This is a genomic window from Brevundimonas bullata, from assembly GCF_014207965.1.
Classification (GTDB): Bacteria; Pseudomonadota; Alphaproteobacteria; order Caulobacterales; family Caulobacteraceae; genus Brevundimonas; species Brevundimonas bullata_A.
Map to the genome: position 1 here is coordinate 101,740 of NZ_JACHLM010000003.1, position 19,103 is coordinate 120,842.

The window sequence follows — 19,103 nt, forward strand, 5'->3', positions numbered from 1 at the left end:
CGCGCTTGGTCGGATGCGGCCCGGCGCGCAGGAATGCACGCCGGGCCGAGGCTTGTTCCAATGGCAACGGGGGGGGCGTGGTCAGAAGGTCAGGGTCTCACCATCGGCGGGGATACGGACCCGCTCTTCAATGCCGTTCTGCGCGACGTAGTCCCGCAGGTCGGAGCGGCTCAACGTCATGTGGTTGATGGCGTCCATGTGAACGGCCACGATGGTCGCGTCCGGCGCGGCCTGTGCGGCGTGAAGCACGTCGTCCTTGCTCATGATGATCGAGCCGGTGAAGCCTTTCATGCGGGCCTCGCCGGTGTTCAGGACGATCACGTCGGGCGCGAATTGCTCAAGACTCTGATCAACCTCGCTGTGCCAGATGGTATCGCCGGCGAAGTAGACGGTGGGCGACCGAGGCGCCTGGAAGACGACCCCCATCGCCTCGCCGAGCCCCGCTTTGAGCGCCTCGTTGGCATACATGGCGTCGTTGCCGTGCTGTCCGCCGACCTTGGTCAGGTTCACGCCCTTGAAGTCGGTGTTGACGCCCAGGATGCGGACATCGGTGTAGCCCTGTCTGCGCACCATGGCGGCGTCGGCCTCGTGCTGCACGAATAGGGGAATATCCTTGCGGACAAACTCGTGCTCGCCGCCGTCCCAGTGGTCAAGGTGGGTATGGGTTACGATCACCGCGTCGACCCCCGCCATCACCTCCTCCGTCGTCATCGGCAGATCCACTAACGGGTTGCGTTGCTCGCTGTGGAATGTCCCTTCGAAGCCGGGATAGGCGCCCTTCGGCGCCAGCAGCGGATCGACGAGGAAGGTCTGGCCCGCATAGGTGATCTTCGCCGTGGCGTTGCGGATGTGCTGCATCTGCACCGGCTCGGCCGCCGGCGCAGGATCGGGGGCGGTCTGTGCCGCGGCGCTTGTCGCCCCGAGGGTCAAAGCGAGCGCGATAGCGCGGATGATTGTCGTGGGCTGCATGGTGCTGCTCCGGTCAGATTGCTGATGAGCGCAATCTGGGGCCTGCGAGCCTTCGAAGGGAGTGGCCCGATAGCCATCTAACGAAAGTTTTGGGCCAACGCGCAGACGCCGACACCCTGGATGGCTTGACCCTCTGTCCACAGCGGGTGCAGTTGGCCCGGAACAATATCATCGTCAGCATCCCTCCCATGAGCGTCACGCTCCCTCTGCATGTCGCCGTGCTCGCCTTCGACGGCGCCAGCCTGTTCCATCTGGCCGTGCCCGGGAAGGTGTTCGGCATCGCCCGGAACCCTGACGGCTCTCCCGCCTATGAGGTGCGCCATTGCGCGGTGACGCCGGGCATGATCCGCACCGGCGATGGCGTCGAGGTTCGCGTGAACGACGGCCTCAATGTTCTGGCGCGCGCGGACATCGTGGTCGTCCCCGCCTGGAGCGACCCGGACGCCCAGGCGCCCGAAGCTCTAGCCCAGACGCTGCGCGCGGCCCATGCCGAGGGAAAGACGATCGTCGGGCTGTGCCTCGGTGCGTTCGTGCTTGGGAATGCCGGGCTGCTGGATGGCCGGCAGGCGACCACGCACTGGATGGCGCGGGAAGCCTTTGCCCAGCGTTTCCCCGACGCGGTCTTCCGGCCGGACGTGCTGTACGTGGAAGACGGCAACATCGTAACCTCGGCCGGGAACGTCGCAGCCATCGACTGCTGCCTGAACCTGGTCAGGACGCGGTACGGGGCCGAGGAGGCCAACCGGATGGCGCGAATTCTCGTCACGCCGCCGCATAGGCAGGGCGGCCAGGCGCAGTATATCGAACGGCCGGTGCCGCAGTTCCCCTGCCAGAGCAAGCTTCCCGGCGCGCTGGAATGGGCGCTGGCGCACCTGGCCGAGCCGCTGACGCTGGACCGGCTGGCGGGGGTCGCGCAGATGAGCCGCCGGTCCTTCACCCGCCATTTCCGTGAGGCGACCGGGATGACCGTCACCCGCTGGCTGAACGCGCAGCGTGTGGTCCGGGCTCAGCAATTGCTCGAAACGACCGACCTGCCTGTCGAGCGCATCGCCCATGAGGTCGGCTTCGGCGCCGCCCTGTCGCTGCGCCAGCAGTTCGCCGCCCAACTGGGTGTCACCCCCGCCGATTATCGGCGCAGCTTCCGCGAGGGCGGAGGAGCAGGGCGATAGAGGACCGGACGGCGCGGCCTCTCCAACACGACCTGAGCGAGCAGCTGCATTTTCATCTTTTCGCGATCATCCCCGCAGCGTCACGAATGTCCGATTGTCGAGCGGTCCTGAATACCCGCATCTGGCGCATTCCTGCACGCTAAGGTGCTGGGTGCGATTGAGGCACCGTTAGGTGGTCGGCCAAGTGGTGGTAAGAAAAATCGCGCGGATTTTCAGGCAGGGGTTGAGCCACTCTTAGGCGGTCTCGACACTCTCCTCGCATAGCGGCCTGGGCCGCGCCTTCGGCCAGTCGGTGCAGGTCCCGCCCTGAACAGCGCGACCAGTCGACGCCCTCCAGAAGACGCTCCAGCGACGCCTGACGCCTCACGCTCATGACGGGGTCGACCCGCCCTGCGTCATGCCTGCGACCAGGCCGATCAACAGACCCACGGCCAGAGCCCGGTTGCCGGGATCACCGGCGCGCGCCTCCTCGACCCGCAGGGCCAGTTCGCGATCCAACCATGCCATACGCCGCGCGAAGTTCTCATCCGCCTGCGATGCACTGTTCATCCCCATTCTCCCGAAACAGCCCGCCTAGGCAGGCTTGAAGGAAGCTACGCACGGCTTGTGACACCCTCAAGTCAATTGTTCGCTTTTTGTTCCATTTTCTCGTCGCACGCCGCCCGACCCTTTGTGCCGCGAGGCTGGAGCCTATATGGCGATCTCCCGAAGGAGAGCCGCCATGTCCTATATCGCCCGCGACGACCGCCCCGCCGACAAGGCCGAACGCTATGCCGAGGTAGAGGCCGAGATTCTGGCGGTGCTGGACGGCGAGCCGAACCGGACGGCGCGGATGGCGACCGTGGCGGCCATGTTGGCCGACGCCTTCCCCGCCTTCTTCTGGACCGGGTTCTACGTCGTGGACGAAGCCAAGCCGGGCGAGTTGGTGGTCGGCCCCTATCAGGGCACGCTGGGCTGCCTGCGCATTCCTTTCGGACGCGGGGTCTGCGGCGCGGCGGCGCGCGACCGGGTGACCCAGGTGGTCGAGGACGTCCACGCCTTCCCCGGCCACATCGCCTGCGACAGCCGATCGGCCAGCGAGATCGTCGTGCCGGTGCTGGACGCCGCGGGCGAGCTGATCGCCGTGCTGGACGTGGACGCGACCGAAAAGGCCGCCTTTGACGCCGTGGACGCCGAGGCGCTGGAGCGGCTGATGGCCAGGGTGTTCGCCGCCTGATGCGCATCGGGGTCGATTTCGGCGGCACCAAGATCGAGGCGGCCGCGCTGGACGACGCGGGCGCCTTCGCCGCGCGCATCCGCGAGCCCAATCCGGGCGACTATGACGCCGCCGTGGCCCTGGTCGCCGACCTGATCGCGCGGGTCGAGGCCGAAGCGGGCCCGACGCGGTCGATCGGCCTGGCCATCCCCGGATCGCCCTCACCGCGCACCGGCCTGATCCGCAACGCCAACTCGACCTATCTGAACGGTCGCCGTTTCGGCGAGGATCTGGCGTCCGCGCTGGCCCGCCCGGTGCGGCTGGCCAACGACGCCAACTGCCTGGCCCTGTCCGAAGCCGTGGACGGGGCGGGCAAGGGCGTGGCCAGCGTCTTCGGCGTCATCGTCGGCACCGGCTGCGGCGGCGGCCTGATCATCGACGGCAAACTGGTCGAGGGGGCGCACGGCGTGGCGGCCGAGATCGGCCACATCTCCCTGCCCTGGCCCCGCGACGCCGAGGCGCCGGGCCCGGCCTGCTGGTGCGGTCTGAACGGTTGTCTGGAGACCTGGGTTTCGGGCACCGGCTTCCAGCGTGATCACGAAGCGACCACAGGGCGGGCCTGGAAGGCCCAGGCGGTCGTCGAGGCCGCTCGCAGGGGCGACGCGGGCGCGGCGGCGGCGCTGGCCCGCTACATCGACCGGCTGGGTCGGGCCCTGGCCATGGTCGTCAACCTGGCCGACCCCGAGGTCTTCGTCCTGGGCGGCGGGATGTCGAACGTGGCGGAATTGTACGACCGCCTGCCCGAGGTCGTGGAGCGCCATGCCTTCTCCGACCACTGGGACGGGCGGATCGTTGCAGCAAAATGGGGAGATTCCTCGGGCGTACGCGGGGCGGCGCGGCTCTGGCCCGACTGATCCCCAGATTGAACGCAGGATCGCGCCCGCTATGGTCCGCGCCGAAACCTTGTGGAAGCGAAGCATGAGCCAGCCCCGTCCGACACGCGCGCGCAGCGTCCTCTACCTGCCCGCATCAAATTCGAGGGCGATCGAGAAGGCGCGCGGTCTGACCTGCGACGTGGCAGTGCTGGACCTTGAGGACGCGGTCGCGCCCGAAATGAAGCTTCAGGCGCGCGCGGCGGCGGTGGCGGCGGCGCGTGAAGGCGGCTTCGGCCCGCGCCTGGGCGTGCGGATCAACGGGCTGGACACCCCCTGGGGCGTCGACGACCTGGCGGCGCTTCGGGATGCGCCGGTCGATCTGATCGTCGCGCCCAAGGTCGAGAACGCTGCCACGGTTCACGCTCTGTCGGACGGCATGCGTCCCGGCATCGAGCTGTGGGCCATGATCGAGACGCCGCGCGCCCTGGTGGATTTGCGGGACATCGCCGAGGCGGGCGGCGCCCTGGGCGGGCTGATGCTGGGCGTCAACGACCTGGCCAAGGAGCTGAAGACCGGCGCCGCACCCAACCGCGAACCGCTGAAGCCCTGGCTGGCGGCGGTCGTCGCCCATGCACGCGCCAACGGCCTGAGCGCCATCGACGGGGTGTTCAACCGGATCAAGGACGAGGCGGGCTTTGCGGCCGAGTGCGCGCAGGGGCGTCTCTATGGCTTCGACGGCAAGAGCCTGATCCACCCGTCGCAGATCGAGGGGGCCAATGCGGCGTTCGGGGCGTCGGCTGAAGAAGCGGAATGGGCGCGCAAGGTGGTCGCCGCCTTCGCCGCGCCCGAGGCCGAGGGGCTGGGCGTGATCCGCGTCGAGGGGGAGATGGTGGAGCGACTGCATCTGGAACAGGCACAGGCGGTGCTGGCCGCCCTCTAGCCCCTTGTGTGAGAAGGTGGCAGGCGGAGCCTGACGGATGAGGGGTGTGAGCGCGCCCTATCCGAAATGCGCTCCGCACGCAGTCGACAATGGTCCACCGCCGCGCCGACACCCCTCTTCCGAGCGCCTCCGGCGCCCACCTTCTCCCTCAAGGGGAGAAGGAAGAGCGGGCTGGCGCGGCCACTCTACAAACCCTAGACAAACCCCATGACCGCACCGCTTCCGACGCTTCAAAAAACCCGCGCCTGGGTCTGCGCGCCCGGCGTGCTGAAGGTCCCCTTCCTGTCGGCCTTCCTGCCCGACTATGACCTGTCGGCTCTGCCGGGAGCGCAGACCGAGGCCGTGCTGGGTTGGGGCATGAAGCCGACGGCGGCGGCGGGGCGGCGCTGGGCGGAAAAGCACGGCAAACCCTATGTGGCGCTGGAGGACGGCTTCCTGCGCTCTGTCGGCATCGGCGAGAGCGGGGCGACCAGCCTGAGCCTGATCGTCGACGACATCGGCGTCTATTACGACGCGACGCGGCCCAGTCGGTTGGAGCAACTGATCACGACGGCGCCTGACTGGTGCGACGCCGCACTGCAGGCCCGCGCACGCGGCCTGATAGAGCGTATCGTCGCCTCGGGTGTGTCCAAGACCAATATGGGCGGGCCGCTGGACGCGGGCCTGCTGAAGCCAGGCCGCCGGGTGCTGATCGTGGATCAGACCTTTGGCGACGCCTCCATCGGCTATGGACTGGCCAGCAAGGCCAGTTTCTCGGACATGCTGGCGACGGCTCGGCGGGACGAGCCGGACGCCCAGCTGATCGTCAAGCGCCACCCGGCCGTGGCGGCTGGGCGCAAACAGGGCTGCATTCCCGCGGACCAGCTGGACGGCGTCACCCTGATCGACACCGACGTGCGGCCCGCGGACCTGCTGGCGGCAGTGGACGCGGTCTATGTCGTGACCTCGGCCCTGGGGTTCGAGGCCCTGTTGCGCGGCCTGCCGGTGCGCTGCTTCGGCGCCCCCTTCTATTCGGGCTGGGGGCTGACGACGGATTCGGTCCAGACCGGGCGGCGCGGCACGGCGCGCGATCTGGAGCAGGTCGCGGCGGCGGCGCTGATCGCCTACACCCGCTATGTCGATCCGGTGACCGGCCAGCGGTGCGAGGCCGAGGCGGCGCTGGAACGGCTGATTGCGCTGCGCGACCGCGCCGACCGGCTGGCGGGCGACTGGGCCGCCGTCGGCTTCGCCCCAGCCAAGCGGCCGCCGGTGCGCCGCCTGCTGAACTCGCCCAAGGGCCGGGTGCGCTACTTCTGGCGGTCTTCCGCCGCCGTCGCCCATGCGCGGGCCACGGGCGGCAAGCTGATCTGGTGGGCCGGCAAGGAGACGCCGTCGATCCGCGCCGCCGCCGACGCCTTCGAGGGGCCGGTCGTGCGCATGGAGGACGGCTTCATCCGTTCGCGCGGCCTGGGCTCCGACTTCTTCGGGGCCCTGTCGGTCGCCCTGGACGATCAGGGCGTCTATTACGACCCCACCCGGCCCAGCCGACTGGAGAGCCTGATCGAGGCGGGCGAGCCGTCGCCGGATCAGGCGGCGCGGGCCGAGGCCTTGCGCGTTCGTGTGGTCGAGGCGGGCCTGTCGAAATACAACCTTAAGGGGGCGGGCGTTCCGGCGCATTGGCCCAAGGATAAACCGATCCTGCTGGTCGTGGGTCAGGTCGAGAATGACCGCTCGATCATGATGGGCTGCGGGCCGGACCTGCGCACCAACTCGGGGCTGGTGAAGGCGGCCCGGGCCGACCACCCGGACGCCTTCCTGATCTACCGCAACCACCCCGACGTGACGGCGGGCAACCGGCCCGGCCTGCTGGACCATGCGGCGATGGAGGAGGTCGACGCCTCCGCCGACGATCTGGACATCATCGACTGCCTGAACGCCTGCGACCGGTTGGCGACCCTGACCTCGCTGACCGGGTTCGAAGCCCTGATGCGCGGCAAGGCGGTCAGCGTCTATGGCCGGCCCTTCTATGCCGGCTGGAGCCTGACCGACGATCAGTTGCCGTTCGAGCGCCGCACGCGTCGCGCCAGCCTGCAAAGCGTCATCCACGCCGCCCTGATCGGCTACCCGGTCTATGTCACGCCCGAAGGCTGGCCGTGCGAGGCCGAGGACCTGGTCGAGGCCCTGGTCGCGGCGCGCGACCATCCCCTGCCCGCCCCGCCGCGCGGGCGGATCAATCGCTGGTGGCGCGGCATAAAAGCCAGTCTCGACCGGAGCCTTCCACCGGCCTATTGAGGGGGTTCGTCATTGCAACGGACCTTATCCTAGTGCCCCAAGCCGTCATCTCCGCCACCGGCCTGTTCACGCCGGAGCAGTCGATCTCGAACGCCGAGCTGGTCGCCGCCTACAACGCCTGGGCGGAAGGCTGGAACGCCGAGAACGCCGAGGCCATCGCCGCGGGCGAGCTGGAGCTGAAAACGCCGTCGTCGGAAGCCTTCATCGAGAAGGCCTCGGGCATCCAATCGCGCTTCGTCATGGACAAGTCGGGCATCATCGACCCCGAGCGGATGCTGCCGCACCTGCCCGCGCGCGGCGACGACGAGCTGTCGATCCTGGCCGAGATGGCCGTGAAGGCGGCGCAGGACGCCATCCAAGCCTGGGGCAAGCCGGTCAGCGAGATCGGCGCCGTCATCTGCGCCGCGTCCAACATGCAGCGCCCCTACCCCGCCATGGCCATCGAGGTGCAGCAGGCGCTGGGCATCGAGGGCTTCGCCTTTGACATGAACGTGGCGTGCAGCTCGGCCACCTTCGGCATCAAGACGGCGGCGGACTTCGTGGCCTCCGGCTCGGTCAAAGCGGTTCTGATGGTCAACCCCGAGATCTGCTCGGCCCACCTGAACTTCAAGGACCGCGACAGCCACTTCATCTTCGGCGACGTGGCCACCGCCGTCATCATCGAGGCCGAGGATCAGGCCGGACCGGGCGGCTGGGACATTCTGGGCACGAAGCTGAAGACCAGCTTCTCGAACAATATCCGCAACAACTTCGGCTTCCTGAACCGCGCCGCCCTGCCGACGGGCGCACATGAGCCGGTCTCGTCCGACGGCCTAAGCGACAAGATGTTCGTCCAGCAGGGCCGCAAGGTCTTCAAGGAGGTGGTGCCCATGGTCTCGGAGATGATCTTGGACCACGCCGCCGAGCTGAACCTGGACCCGCACGGCCTGAAACGGATGTGGCTGCACCAGGCCAACATCAACATGAACACCCTGATCGGCAAGAAGGTGTTGGGCCGCGAGCCCGAGCCGGAAGAGAACGTCATCATCCTGGACGACTACGCCAACACCTCCTCCGCCGGATCGATCATCGCCTTCCACCTGAAGCATGACGGCTTTGCGCCGTGCGACGTCGGCCTGATCTGCAGCTTCGGCGCCGGCTACTCGGCAGGCACGGTTTTTGTGCAAAAGCGGCCCTGAAACCAGATAACGGGAATCATTATTTCCGGCGGCGCTTGCACTGTTCGGAAATTTTTGCAAACCGTTACAGGTGTCGAGACCAAGGGGGATGGCGCCCGAATGACTCAGACGGCTTCACCGTGGGCGGAAACGCTCAACGATCCGCTGGCCCATGACGTGGCCACGGTGTTGAAACATATGGGCGGATCCGCCCACCAGGACATCGTGGTCAACTGCGTCGCGGCGCTGAAGCGCCAGCGCGGCGAGTCGGTGACCCAGGACCTGAAGGCCAAGATCGTCGAGGTCTTCGAACGCTACCGCGACTTCTTCATCAAGCCCTTCGGCGAGAACTCGCTGCGCTGGGCCCTGGCGCCGGGCGTAGCCTAAACCTCCGCCCTTCCAGGCAAACGAAAAGGCCCGCTCCTCTCGGAGCGGGCCTTCGTCGTATCTAGCGCCAGACTTGAAGGTCAGGCCTTAGAAGCGACGGATGTAGCTGACCGAATAGGCGTCAGCCTCACCGCCGTTGTCGCGGAAGTCGCGACGGGTCCAATCGGCGCGGACGCCGTTGACGCCGTCGACGTAGTAGTTGGCGCCGACGCCGTAGTTCCAGCTATCGCCACCCACGTCGGTGTTGGCGCCGGGGAACTCCTGCTTCAGCTCGGTGTGGCCGTAGCCGCCGCGAGCGAACAGTTCCAGCTTGTCGCTGACCGGGTACTTGCCGACCACGTAACCGGCGGCGTCCCACTCGTGCTTGATCGAGCCGTCGATGCCGGCGACGGTGAAGTCGTCGTCCTTGACGCCCACCGAGGCTTCGGTCTCGAGCGCCAGGTAACGGTTCAGGTTCACGCCCAGGCGGCCAGTCACGGCGCCGGTCGTGGCGGAGTCGCCTTCCAGATGCGTGTAACCCAGCGAGCCGTAACCACGGGCGTCAGGACCAGATTGAGCAAATGCCGGAGCGGCGATTGCAGAAATAGCGGCGGCGGCGAGAAAAATGTTACGCATTGTTTCTATAACTCCTAGTAAAACCAGATGTGGTGACTTCTGCGGTCACCGGCCCCATCCAGCGAGGAGTTAAATGGGTATTCCGCCAAGGCGTTCCATAGGCGGATGAATACACGGTCGCAACCGTGCGCTACCAGACACATACAGCGTTACGCCGATAACGACTTTATTCCGGCACGAAAAAGGCGGCCCCGAAGGACCGCCTTTGCGCGCTCAGACCTGAAGCGGGGTCCAGAGCCTGACCGGTGTCAGGCTCTGGATTGATACTGGAGCGAATATCTGGGTTCAGATGCGATCGCATCTGAACCGATTTCGCTCTAGCGGTCCTTTTCGCGCTCCTCGCCCGAGCGGGCCGCCAGCGCCGCCTGGGCCGCCGCCAGACGGGCGATGGGCACGCGGTAGGGCGAGCAGGAGACGTAGTCGAGGCCCACGCTCTCGCAGAAGGCGATGGACGAGGGGTCGCCGCCGTGTTCGCCGCAAATGCCCATCTTCATGTCCGGCTTGACGCCGCGACCGCGCTCGGCGGCGATGCGGATCAAGTCGCCCACGCCGTCCTGATCCAGACGCACGAAGGGATCGGTCTCGAAGATGCCCTTGTCCAGATAGGCCTGCAGGAAGTGGCCGGAGTCGTCGCGGCTGATGCCGAAGGTCGTCTGGGTCAGGTCGTTGGTGCCGAAGCTGAAGAACTCGGCGTACTCGGCCAGGTCGGCGGCGCGCAGGGCCGCGCGCGGCAGTTCGATCATGGTGCCGACCAGGTAGTCGACGCTGTCGCCAGCGTCCGCGAACACGGCCCGCGCGGTGCGGTCGGTCAGTTCGCGCAGGTACTTCATCTCGAGACCCAGCGCGACCAGCGGGTGCATGATCTCGGGGATCGGAGCCAAACCAGATGCATGCTTCACCTCCAGCGCCGCCTCCAGGATGGCGCGGACCTGCATCTCGTAGATCTCGGGATAGGCGACGCCCAGGCGGCAGCCGCGGTGGCCGAGCATGGGGTTGGTCTCGTGCAGTTCCCGCGCGCGACGCTTCAACTTGGCGGCGTCCAGACCCGAACCGGCGGCCAGGGCGTCGATGTCGGCGTCCGTGTGCGGGATGAACTCGTGCAGCGGCGGGTCCAGCAGGCGGATCGTCACCGGCAGACCGGCCATGATGGTGAACAGGTCGGCGAAGTCGGCCTTCTGGAAGGGCGCGATCTTGGCCAGGGCGATGCGGCGGCCCTGCTCGTCGTCGGCCAGGATCATCTCGCGCACGGCGGCGATGCGGGCCTCGTCGAAGAACATGTGCTCGGTGCGCGACAGGCCGATGCCCTCGGCGCCGAAGCCGCGCGCAGTCTTGGCGTCCAGCGGGGTCTCGGCGTTGGCGCGGACCTTCAGACGGCGCACGCCGTCGGCCCAGGCCATCAGGGTCTGGAAGTCGCCCGTCAGTTCCGGCTCGATCATGGCCACGGCGCCGTCCAGGACCTCGCCCTTGCCGCCGTCGATGGTGATGACCTCGCCGGCCTTGAAGGTGCGGCCGCGCGCGGTGAAGGTCCCGGCCTTCTCGTTGATCGAGATTTCACCGGCGCCGGAGACGCAAGGGCGGCCCATGCCGCGCGCCACGACAGCCGCGTGGCTGGTCATGCCGCCGCGCGCCGTGACGATGCCGCGCGCCGCGTGCATGCCGTGGATGTCCTCAGGGCTGGTTTCCTCGCGCACCAGGATGACGGCGTCGCCGACCTGCGACAGGCGCTCGGCCTCGTCGGCGTCGAAGACGATCTTGCCGGTGGCCGCGCCGGGCGAGGCCGGCAGGCCCGCCGCCACCACGGTGCGGGCGGCGTTGGGGTCCAGCGTCGGGTGCAGCAGTTGGTCGAGCGCGGCTGGCTCGACCCGCGACACGGCCTCTTCCTGCGAGATCACGCCCTCGGAGGCCAGATCGACGGCAATCTTCAGCGCCGACTTGGCGGTGCGTTTGCCGTTGCGAGTCTGCAGCATCCACAGACGGCCCTGCTCGACCGTGAACTCGATGTCCTGCATGTCGCGATAGTGGCTTTCCAGCCGCCCGACCACGTCGACGAACTCGGCGAAGACGACCGGCATGGCCTCTTCCATCGAGAGGGCGGTCTCGCCCATCTCCTCGCGCCCGGCCTTGGTCAGGGACTGCGGCGTGCGGATGCCCGCGACCACGTCCTCGCCCTGGGCGTTGATCAGGAACTCGCCGTACAGCTTGGCTTCGCCGGTCGAGGGGTTGCGAGTGAAGGCCACGCCCGTCGCCGAGGTCTCGCCCATGTTGCCGAACACCATCGACTGGATGTTGACGGCCGTGCCCCAGCTTTCGGGAATGTCGTGCATCCGGCGATAGAATTTCGCGCGGTCGTTCATCCAGCTGGCGAAGACGGCCGAGACGGCGCCCCACAACTGATCATGCGGGTCCTGCGGGAAGGGCTGGCCCAGCTCGCGTTCAACCAGGACCTTGTAGTCGGCGACCACTTTTTCCCAGTTCTCGGCGGTCAGGGCCGTGTCGATCGAGACGCCCAGTCGATCCTTGTGGTCGTCCAGAACCTCTTCGAACTGATCGTGGCCGATGCCCAGGACCACGTTGGAATACATGGTGATGAAACGACGATAGCTGTCGAAGGCGAAACGGCGGTCGCCGGACAGCTTGGCCAGACCCTCGACCGTCTGGTCGTTCAGGCCCAGGTTCAGCACCGTGTCCATCATCCCCGGCATCGAGGCCCGCGCGCCCGAGCGCACCGAGACCAGCAGGGGGTTGGACGCATCGCCGAAGGTCTTGCCGACGATGCCCTCGACGGTCTTCAGACCGGCGGCGGCCTGTTCAGCCAGCGCGGCCGGATAGGTCTCGCCGTTGGAGTAATAGTGGACGCAGGCTTCCGTCGTGATGGTGAAGCCGGGCGGCACCGGAAGGCCGAGAGAGGACATCTCGGCCAGGTTCGCACCCTTGCCGCCGAGAAGGTTCTTCATCGACGCGTCGCCGTCAGCAGATCCCCCGCCGAAGCCGTACACCCACTTGGTCATCTTGCAGTCCCTGAGCCGTGGTCAGTCGTCGCAGGATCGAGTCCCGCTTACGGTGGCCCTGACTAGCGTGCTGCAAGCGCGAAGGCGAGGCCGTGGGTGTAACAATCCGTGTGAGGATGTGTCGAAACCGCCTCTCCCTCCCCATGAAGGGGAGGGAGAAAGCTCATTCTTGCGCGCTAACGCCTTCGGCTGCTTGAGCGCCTAGCCCGCGATCTGGCCGAAGTCCGCGACCCGGCCCATCACGCCGCGCACCTGACCCAGCAGCTTCAGGCGGTTCTCACGCTCCTCGGCCACGTCGGAGTTGACCATGACGCCAGTGAAGAAGGCGTCGACCGGGCCGCGCAGGGCGGCGAGCGCCGTCATGGCGGCGGCGAAGTCTTCGGTCTCCAGCGCGGCGTCCACGGCGGTCGCGGCGGCGGCGGCGGCGAAGGCCAGGGCGGTTTCTTCCGCCGGCTGGTTGGCCAGGCCAGTGGCGACGGCTCCTTCCGGCAGCGGGCCTTTCTTTTCCTCGGCCTTGAGGATGTTGGACGCCCGCTTGTAGCCGGCCAGCAGGTTGGCCCCGTCGTCCGTGGCGAGGAAGGCGGCCAGCGCCTCCACCCGTCGCACGATCCGCACCAGGTCGTCGTCGCCCAGAGCGAAGACGGCGGCGACGAGGTCGTGACGCTGGCCTTGGTCGCGCAGCAGGACGGTCAGGCGGTCGGCGAAGAAGGCGCTGAGTTCAGTTTCGACCGCGAGCTTGTCGACGGCACGCTGGACATTGCCCCTATCCAAGGCCGCCATAGCCGCCGAGAAGGCGTCGCCGCGAAGGCCGATACGAGCGCCGCTCTCCAGCACCAGCCGGATCACGCCCAGCGCCGCACGGCGCAGGGCATACGGGTCGCGCGAGCCGGTGGGCTTTTCGTCGATGGCGAAGAAGCCGACCAGGGTGTCCAGCTTCTCGGCGATGGCGACGGCGACCGTGACCGGGGCGGTCGGGACGCTGTCGCCCGGACCTTGCGGCTTGTAGTGGTCGCGCACGGCGTCGGCGACGGCGTCGGGGTAGCCGGCCAGACGGGCGTAGTAGCCGCCCATGATCCCCTGCAATTCGGGGAATTCGCTGACCATGCCAGAGGCCAGATCGGCCTTGGAGAGGCGCGCGGCCTGTTCGGCCTGATCCGCGTCGGCGCCGACCAGAGGCGCGATCTCGCGCGCCAGGGCGGCGATGCGATCGACGCGTTCAGCCAGTGTGCCGAGCTTGGCGTGGAAGGTGACGCCCTTCAGCTTGTCGTTCCAGGCGTCGAAGCCGACCTTCTGATCCTCGTCCCAGAAGAAGCGGGCGTCGTTCAGGCGGGCCGACAGGACGCGGCTGTTGCCGGCGGCCAGGGCCTGACCGCCATCGGTCGCCTCGACGTTGGCGACGACGAGGAAGTTGGGCGCCAGACCATCCTTGGACGGATCGCGCACGGCGAAATACTTCTGGTGCACCTTCATCGACAGGCGGACCACTTCGGGCGGCAGCGACAGGAACTGCGGGTCCATGTCGCCCAGGATCGGCGTCGGCCATTCGGCCAGACCGGCGACCTCGTCCAGCAGGCCGTCGTCATCGACCAGCACCAGACCGCGCGCGGCGCAGGCGGCCTTGGCGGCTTCGAGGATGCGCAGCTTGCGGTCAGCCACGTCGATCAGGACGAAGTCGCGTTCCAGCTTGGCGCGATAGTCGGCGAAGTCCTTGACCGCGAACGGCTGGCCCGAGCCCATGAAGCGGTGACCCTCGGTCACGTCGCCGGATTGGATGCCGTCGATCTCGAACGGCACCACCGCCCCGTCGAACAGGGCGATGATGCGCTTGATCGGGCGCACCCAACGCAGGGTTCCGGCGCCCCAGCGCATCGACTTGGGCCAGGGGAAGCTGCGGACGATCTGATCGACGGCCTCGGCGAAGACCTCGGTCGTCTGGCGGCCCTTGCTGCTGATCTCGGCGAACCAGATCCCATCACGCTCGACCAGTTGGTCCTGCGTCAGGCCGGTCTTGCGCAGGAAGCCTTCCAGCGCCTGAGCCGGGGCCGAAGTCTTGGGGCCCTTGACCTCCTCGTTGCGGTCTTCGGCGGCGACCGGCAGGCCGTCGATGACCAAGGTCAGGCGACGCGGACCGGCGAAGACGTTCAGCGCCTCCCAGGTCAGGCCGGCGGCCTTCAGACGGTCCGACACCATGCGCTCCAGGTCGCGCGCGGCGCCCTGCTGCATACGGGCGGGGATTTCTTCGGAGAAGATTTCGAGAAGAAGCTGGGGCATCAGGCGGCGGACTCTTCGGTCGTGGCGGCAGACCGCATCAGGGTGAGGGCGATGTCCTTCAGGGCCAAGGGCGCGTCGGCCGCGTCGGTCTCGCCGCTGAAGGCGATGTTCAGCAGGAAGGACTGCGGGGCCAGGAAAGCGTTCTGCAGAATGCCGAACCATTCTTCGCCGACCACGACCACGCCGCGCCAACCGCCGGGCTGCGACGCCAGATGGCTGCCTTGGTCATTAGCGTGGCGGACGATGCGCACCTCGGCCCACGACTCCTGGCCTTCGATTTCCACGCGGCCGCTGGAAAACAGAGAGATCGGCTCGCCGGGGCTCTGTTCCAGATTGGTGTCGGACAGATCGAACGAGAGGATTCCAGTGACAGTGCTCACGACGTCGCCTTCTCATGTTCGACTTGGGCCAAAGCGCAGGCTTTGCACAGGTCGCGGATGCGGCCGATGTAGCTCTGGCGTTCGGCGACGGCGATGGCGCCGCGGGCGTCCATCAGGTTGAACAGGTGCGAGGCCTTCAGCACCTGGTCGTAGGCGGGCAGGACCAGCGGCTGGCCCTGCGGACCCTTCATGGTCAGGAAGTGGGCGGCTTCGCGCTCCATGTCCTCGAAACGGCGCTTCAGCGCGGCGACGTCGTAGCCGTGGAAGTTGGCTTCGGACTGCTGACGCTCGTTCTCGAGGAAGACCTCGCCGTAGGTCAGGCCTTCCTTGTTGAACTTCAGGTCATAGACGTTGTCGACGCCCTGAACATACATGGCCAGACGCTCCAGCCCGTAGGTCAGCTCGCCCGAGACCACGTCGACCTCGATGCCGCCGACGCCCTGGAAATAGGTGAACTGCGTCACCTCCATGCCGTCGCACCAGACCTCCCAGCCCAGGCCCCAGGCGCCGACGGTCGGGTTTTCCCAGTCGTCCTCGACAAAGCGGATGTCGTGCAGTTTCGGATCGATGCCGATGGCGGCCAGCGAGCCGAGATAGAGCTCCTGCAGGTTGTCCGGGTTCGGCTTCAGGATGACCTGATACTGGTAATAGTGCTGCAGCCGGTTGGGGTTCTCGCCGTAGCGGCCGTCGCCCGGGCGGCGCGAAGGCTGGACGTAGGCAGCCTTCCACGGCTTGGGTCCCAGCGCGCGCAGGACGGTCGCGGGGTGGAGCGTGCCGGCCCCGACCTCGATGTCATAGGGCTGCAGAATGGCGCAGCCCTGGTCGCCCCAGTATTTGTGCAGGGTCAGGATCAGGTCCTGGAAGGCGAGGGGTTCGGTGGTCACGTCGGCTCGTTTTCGCAGCGCAAAATTTGAGCGCGGACCCTAGGGCGCGCGCGCCGGAAACTCAACCGGAGGCGACGGTTCCGTCATCCCGGCCAAGCGGCGCAGCCGCGCCGGGCCGGGACCGCCCAAGACGCCGGCGTTTCCTGCGGTCCCGGACAAGCGCTGCACGCTTTCCGGGATGACGGTCAGTGGAGGGTACAGGGCCGCACCCACCATCCGGGGCGTTGCAGCGCAACCGCCGCCGCCTTCGCCGCCGCCGCGTCGTCGAACAGGCCGAAGACCGTCGCGCCCGAGCCCGACATCCGCGTCAGACGACAGCCCGGCGCGGCCTGCATGGCCGACAGGGCCTCGCCTATGCCCGGCGTGACGCGCAGGGCGGGGGCTTCCAGATCATTGCGCTGCCCCTTCAGCCAGTCGATCACGGCGGCTGGCGACCAGTCAGCGGGGCCGTCCGGACAATCAGCCCCGCCCGCGGGCGCATCGTCATAGGCGCGATAGACCGCCCCCGTCGGCGACGGCAGACCGGGGTTGAGCAGGACGGCGTGCAGCGGCGGCAGGCGCGGCTCGTCGTGCAGGTCGTCCCCTCGGCCCGTGGCCCAGGCCGGATGGGCGCGCAGGCACATGGGGCCGTCGGCGCCGACCACGCCTGCGACCGCTTCCAGCGCCGCCTCGTCCAGATCGAGGCCCAGCAGTCGCGCCGCCAGACGGATGGCCGTGCCCGCATCCGCCGAACCGCCGCCCAGACCAGCGGCGATGGGAAGTTGCTTGTCCAGCGTCACCGCCACCGGCGGCGCGCCGATCCCGGCGGCCTCGCTCAGCGCCCGCAAGCCCCGCAGGATCAGGTTGTCGCCCTCGCCCGCCAGAGCGCCACCGAACGGGCCGGTTACGGTCAGGGACAGGGCGCCGGCGCGGGTCACACTCACGCCGTCGCCCACGTCGGCGAAGGCCACCAGACTGGCCAGGGGGTGATAGCCGTCGTCCGCCACCGGGCCGACATGCAGGAAGAGGTTGATCTTGGCCGGAGCCAGGCCGTTGAGCGTCACCGGATCAGCTCTCGGCGCCGAGACCCGCGCCCTTGTCCCCGGTCGGTTCCTGACCCAGCTTGTCACGCAGCTTGGCCTCGACCTCGGCCTTGCGTTCGGGCTCGACGTCCAGCGTCAGGACCCGGTTCCACTGGAAGCCCGCCTCGCGCTGACGCCCCACGGCCCAGTAGGCGTCGCCCAGATGGTCGTTGATCTCCGCGTTGGCCGGCTCCTTGGCCACCGCCTGTTCCAGATTGCCCACCGCAAGGTCGAACTGCCCTCGACGATACTGAGCCCAGCCTAGCGAGTCCTGGATATTGCCGTCAGACGGGTCGGCGGCGAAGGCCCTGGCGATCATCTCAGCCCCCTGCTCGACCCGCATGCCGGTATCGACCCAGAGATAGCCGAGGTAGTTGAGCACCGTCGGATCATTGGGCTGTTTCTGTAGCGCCGCCCACAGTTCAGCCTCGGCCTCGGTATTGCGCTTGAGCGCCTCATAGGCCGCGCCGCGCAGGAAATGCACCTCGAAGCCCTGATCCGCAGTGGCCAGCAGCGGGCCATTCAGGATCGTCAGCGCCTCGTCGAACCGCTTCATCTGCACCAGTTGCCCCGCCAGCAGATAGGCGATGCTGGCCTCGTTCGGACGCGCTTCGGCGGCGCGACGCAGCTCGGCCAGGGCGGCGTCGGACTGGCCGTCCTTTTCCAGACTGAGGGCGCTCTGCACGCGGGCTGCGGCGTAGAGCTCGATGTCTTGCCGCCCGACCTGGGCCAGGGCGGCGCGGGCTGCGGCTTCCAGCTCGGCCTGTTGCAGGGTCTGGCCGATCAGGAAGCGATTCTCGTCGGTGGGATCGAGATTCAAGGCCAGGCGCAGATAGACGACGCCGAACTCCAGCGCCCGCTGGGCGATGATCTGATCGGCGGCGGTCTTCAGCGCCAGGGATGCGCCTTTGCGATAATTCGGCGCCGCGGGCGGACGGCCCTTGGCCAGGACGCGGGCGCGGGCCGACATGGTGGCCCGGTCGCTGGCCCCGGCCGTGACGGCGGCGTCATACTGAACCAGGGCCTCGTCGCGTTTGCCGCGTCGTTCCAGGAACTCGCCATAGGGCAGACGGAACAGACGCGAGGCCAGGGCGTGGCTGGTCAGGTCGCGCCACTCGGCGTCGGCCTCGTCATGGCGGCGGCGCAACTCCAGCAATCGGGCGCGGTTGGCGCGCACCAGAAGGGTGCTGATCGGGTCCAGATCGGTCGGCGCCGGGGCCAGGGCGCGGTCCCAGTCGCCGGCGGCGGCGGCGATCCACGGCTGGACATAGAGGCCGGCGCGGGCGTGCGGCTCGCCGACAGGCGCAGCCGTCAGCATGGCGTTCGCTTTGCGGGGGTCGCCGCCGACAAAGGTCTGCACCGCCGCGACCAGACGCCCGGCCTGGACGATGACGGGCGAGACCCCCTCGCCTTCCGGCGCGATGCGGGCGGCGACGTCGAGGTCGCCGGCCAAAAGCGAGGCGGTGAAGGCCTGTTCGCGCACGCGCGGCTGTTCGGGGGTCAGGGCCTCGACGCGGGCCAGATAGTCGGCGCCCGCCTCGCTCTCGCCGCTGGTCAGGGCGTTGCGGCCCGCGAGGTAGTAGCCGTAGGCGCTGCGCCCTTCCGCATCGGTCGGGATCGGGGACCAGACGGCGGGGATAGGGTCGACCTTGGGCGCCTCGGCTTCGTCCGTCTCGGTCGTATCCGCGTCCGGTTCGGCTTGCGGCTCGAGGATCGGCTCAGGAGACGGTTCTGGCTCGACATCCGGCTGCGGCGCGTCCTGGACCGGCGGCGTCGGCGGGACATCCTGCGCCAGAGACGGCGCGGCCAGACCCAACGCGATCAGCGAGGCGGCGGCGAACAGGGCGGAACGGCGGAAGGCAAAGCGCATGGGCGGACCCTTCACGCTTTCCCTTCCGCCCGCAAGAGGCTGAAACCTCTG

The 19,103-nt window shown here is 68.1% G+C and carries 16 protein-coding genes; 7 read left to right on the forward strand and 9 right to left on the reverse strand.

Annotated elements, in window-relative coordinates:
- Positions 1 to 81: 81 nt before the first annotated feature.
- On the reverse strand, positions 82 to 969 hold the full coding sequence (locus tag HNP51_RS09125) for an MBL fold metallo-hydrolase (protein WP_184270211.1): 888 nt from the start codon (positions 967 to 969) through the stop codon (positions 82 to 84).
- Between the two features lie 188 nt (positions 970 to 1,157).
- Here HNP51_RS09125 and HNP51_RS09130 point away from each other — a divergent pair, with 188 nt between their 5' ends.
- The gene (locus HNP51_RS09130) at positions 1,158 to 2,138 is read left to right on the forward strand and encodes a GlxA family transcriptional regulator (protein WP_184270208.1); all 981 of its coding nucleotides are present in this window, start codon (positions 1,158 to 1,160) and stop codon (positions 2,136 to 2,138) included.
- Between the two features lie 369 nt (positions 2,139 to 2,507).
- On the opposite strand, the gene HNP51_RS09135 is transcribed toward HNP51_RS09130, so the two are convergent.
- Positions 2,508 to 2,687 (reverse strand): hypothetical protein, encoded by a 180-nt coding sequence (locus HNP51_RS09135; RefSeq protein ID WP_184270205.1) that lies wholly within the window; start codon positions 2,685 to 2,687, stop codon positions 2,508 to 2,510.
- 172 nt (positions 2,688 to 2,859) lie between these two features.
- Between HNP51_RS09135 and HNP51_RS09140 the strand changes: the two genes are divergently transcribed.
- The 6 genes from HNP51_RS09140 to HNP51_RS09165 all read left to right on the forward strand — a co-directional run bounded on the left by HNP51_RS09140 (position 2,860) and on the right by HNP51_RS09165 (position 8,963).
- The gene (locus HNP51_RS09140) at positions 2,860 to 3,354 is read left to right on the forward strand and encodes a GAF domain-containing protein (protein WP_184270202.1); all 495 of its coding nucleotides are present in this window, start codon (positions 2,860 to 2,862) and stop codon (positions 3,352 to 3,354) included.
- A complete protein-coding gene (locus tag HNP51_RS09145; RefSeq protein ID WP_184270638.1) occupies positions 3,351 to 4,247 on the forward strand; it encodes an ROK family protein in 897 nt (298 codons plus the stop codon). The genes HNP51_RS09140 and HNP51_RS09145 overlap by 4 nt, the downstream gene beginning before the upstream one ends.
- 64 nt (positions 4,248 to 4,311) lie before the next feature.
- On the forward strand, positions 4,312 to 5,148 hold the full coding sequence (locus HNP51_RS09150) for a CoA ester lyase (RefSeq protein ID WP_184270198.1): 837 nt from the start codon (positions 4,312 to 4,314) through the stop codon (positions 5,146 to 5,148).
- Between the two features lie 207 nt (positions 5,149 to 5,355).
- A complete protein-coding gene (locus HNP51_RS09155) occupies positions 5,356 to 7,419 on the forward strand; it encodes a capsular polysaccharide biosynthesis protein (RefSeq protein WP_221415860.1) in 2,064 nt (687 codons plus the stop codon).
- A 32-nt stretch (positions 7,420 to 7,451) separates the two neighbouring features.
- A complete protein-coding gene (locus tag HNP51_RS09160; protein WP_184270195.1) occupies positions 7,452 to 8,597 on the forward strand; it encodes a beta-ketoacyl-ACP synthase III in 1,146 nt (381 codons plus the stop codon).
- Positions 8,598 to 8,696: 99 nt separating this feature from the next.
- Positions 8,697 to 8,963, forward strand: a complete 267-nt coding sequence (locus tag HNP51_RS09165; RefSeq protein ID WP_184270192.1) for a hypothetical protein — start codon at positions 8,697 to 8,699, stop codon at positions 8,961 to 8,963.
- Positions 8,964 to 9,050: 87 nt separating this feature from the next.
- On the opposite strand, the gene HNP51_RS09170 is transcribed toward HNP51_RS09165, so the two are convergent.
- The 7 genes from HNP51_RS09170 to HNP51_RS09200 form a co-directional block, all read right to left on the reverse strand.
- Positions 9,051 to 9,578 (reverse strand): porin family protein, encoded by a 528-nt coding sequence (locus HNP51_RS09170; RefSeq protein ID WP_184270189.1) that lies wholly within the window; start codon positions 9,576 to 9,578, stop codon positions 9,051 to 9,053.
- A gap of 317 nt (positions 9,579 to 9,895) precedes the next feature.
- Positions 9,896 to 12,586 (reverse strand): pyruvate, phosphate dikinase, encoded by a 2,691-nt coding sequence (gene ppdK / locus HNP51_RS09175; RefSeq protein ID WP_184270187.1) that lies wholly within the window; start codon positions 12,584 to 12,586, stop codon positions 9,896 to 9,898.
- Between the two features lie 201 nt (positions 12,587 to 12,787).
- Positions 12,788 to 14,857: a glycine--tRNA ligase subunit beta gene (gene glyS / locus HNP51_RS09180; RefSeq protein ID WP_184270184.1), complete on the reverse strand. Its 2,070-nt coding sequence runs from the start codon at positions 14,855 to 14,857 to the stop codon at positions 12,788 to 12,790.
- Positions 14,857 to 15,237: a hypothetical protein gene (locus HNP51_RS09185; RefSeq protein WP_184270181.1), complete on the reverse strand. Its 381-nt coding sequence runs from the start codon at positions 15,235 to 15,237 to the stop codon at positions 14,857 to 14,859. The genes glyS and HNP51_RS09185 overlap by 1 nt, the downstream gene beginning before the upstream one ends.
- Positions 15,234 to 16,121 carry a glycine--tRNA ligase subunit alpha gene (locus tag HNP51_RS09190; protein WP_114816136.1) on the reverse strand — a complete coding sequence of 296 codons (888 nt, stop codon included), beginning with the start codon at positions 16,119 to 16,121 and terminating at the stop codon, positions 15,234 to 15,236. Before HNP51_RS09190 ends, HNP51_RS09185 begins: the two co-directional genes overlap by 4 nt.
- 185 nt (positions 16,122 to 16,306) lie before the next feature.
- Positions 16,307 to 17,164 carry a 4-(cytidine 5'-diphospho)-2-C-methyl-D-erythritol kinase gene (locus tag HNP51_RS09195; RefSeq protein ID WP_184270179.1) on the reverse strand — a complete coding sequence of 286 codons (858 nt, stop codon included), beginning with the start codon at positions 17,162 to 17,164 and terminating at the stop codon, positions 16,307 to 16,309.
- 4 nt (positions 17,165 to 17,168) lie between these two features.
- Positions 17,169 to 19,052 carry a tetratricopeptide repeat protein gene (locus HNP51_RS09200; protein WP_184270176.1) on the reverse strand — a complete coding sequence of 628 codons (1,884 nt, stop codon included), beginning with the start codon at positions 19,050 to 19,052 and terminating at the stop codon, positions 17,169 to 17,171.
- Positions 19,053 to 19,103 lie beyond the last annotated feature (51 nt).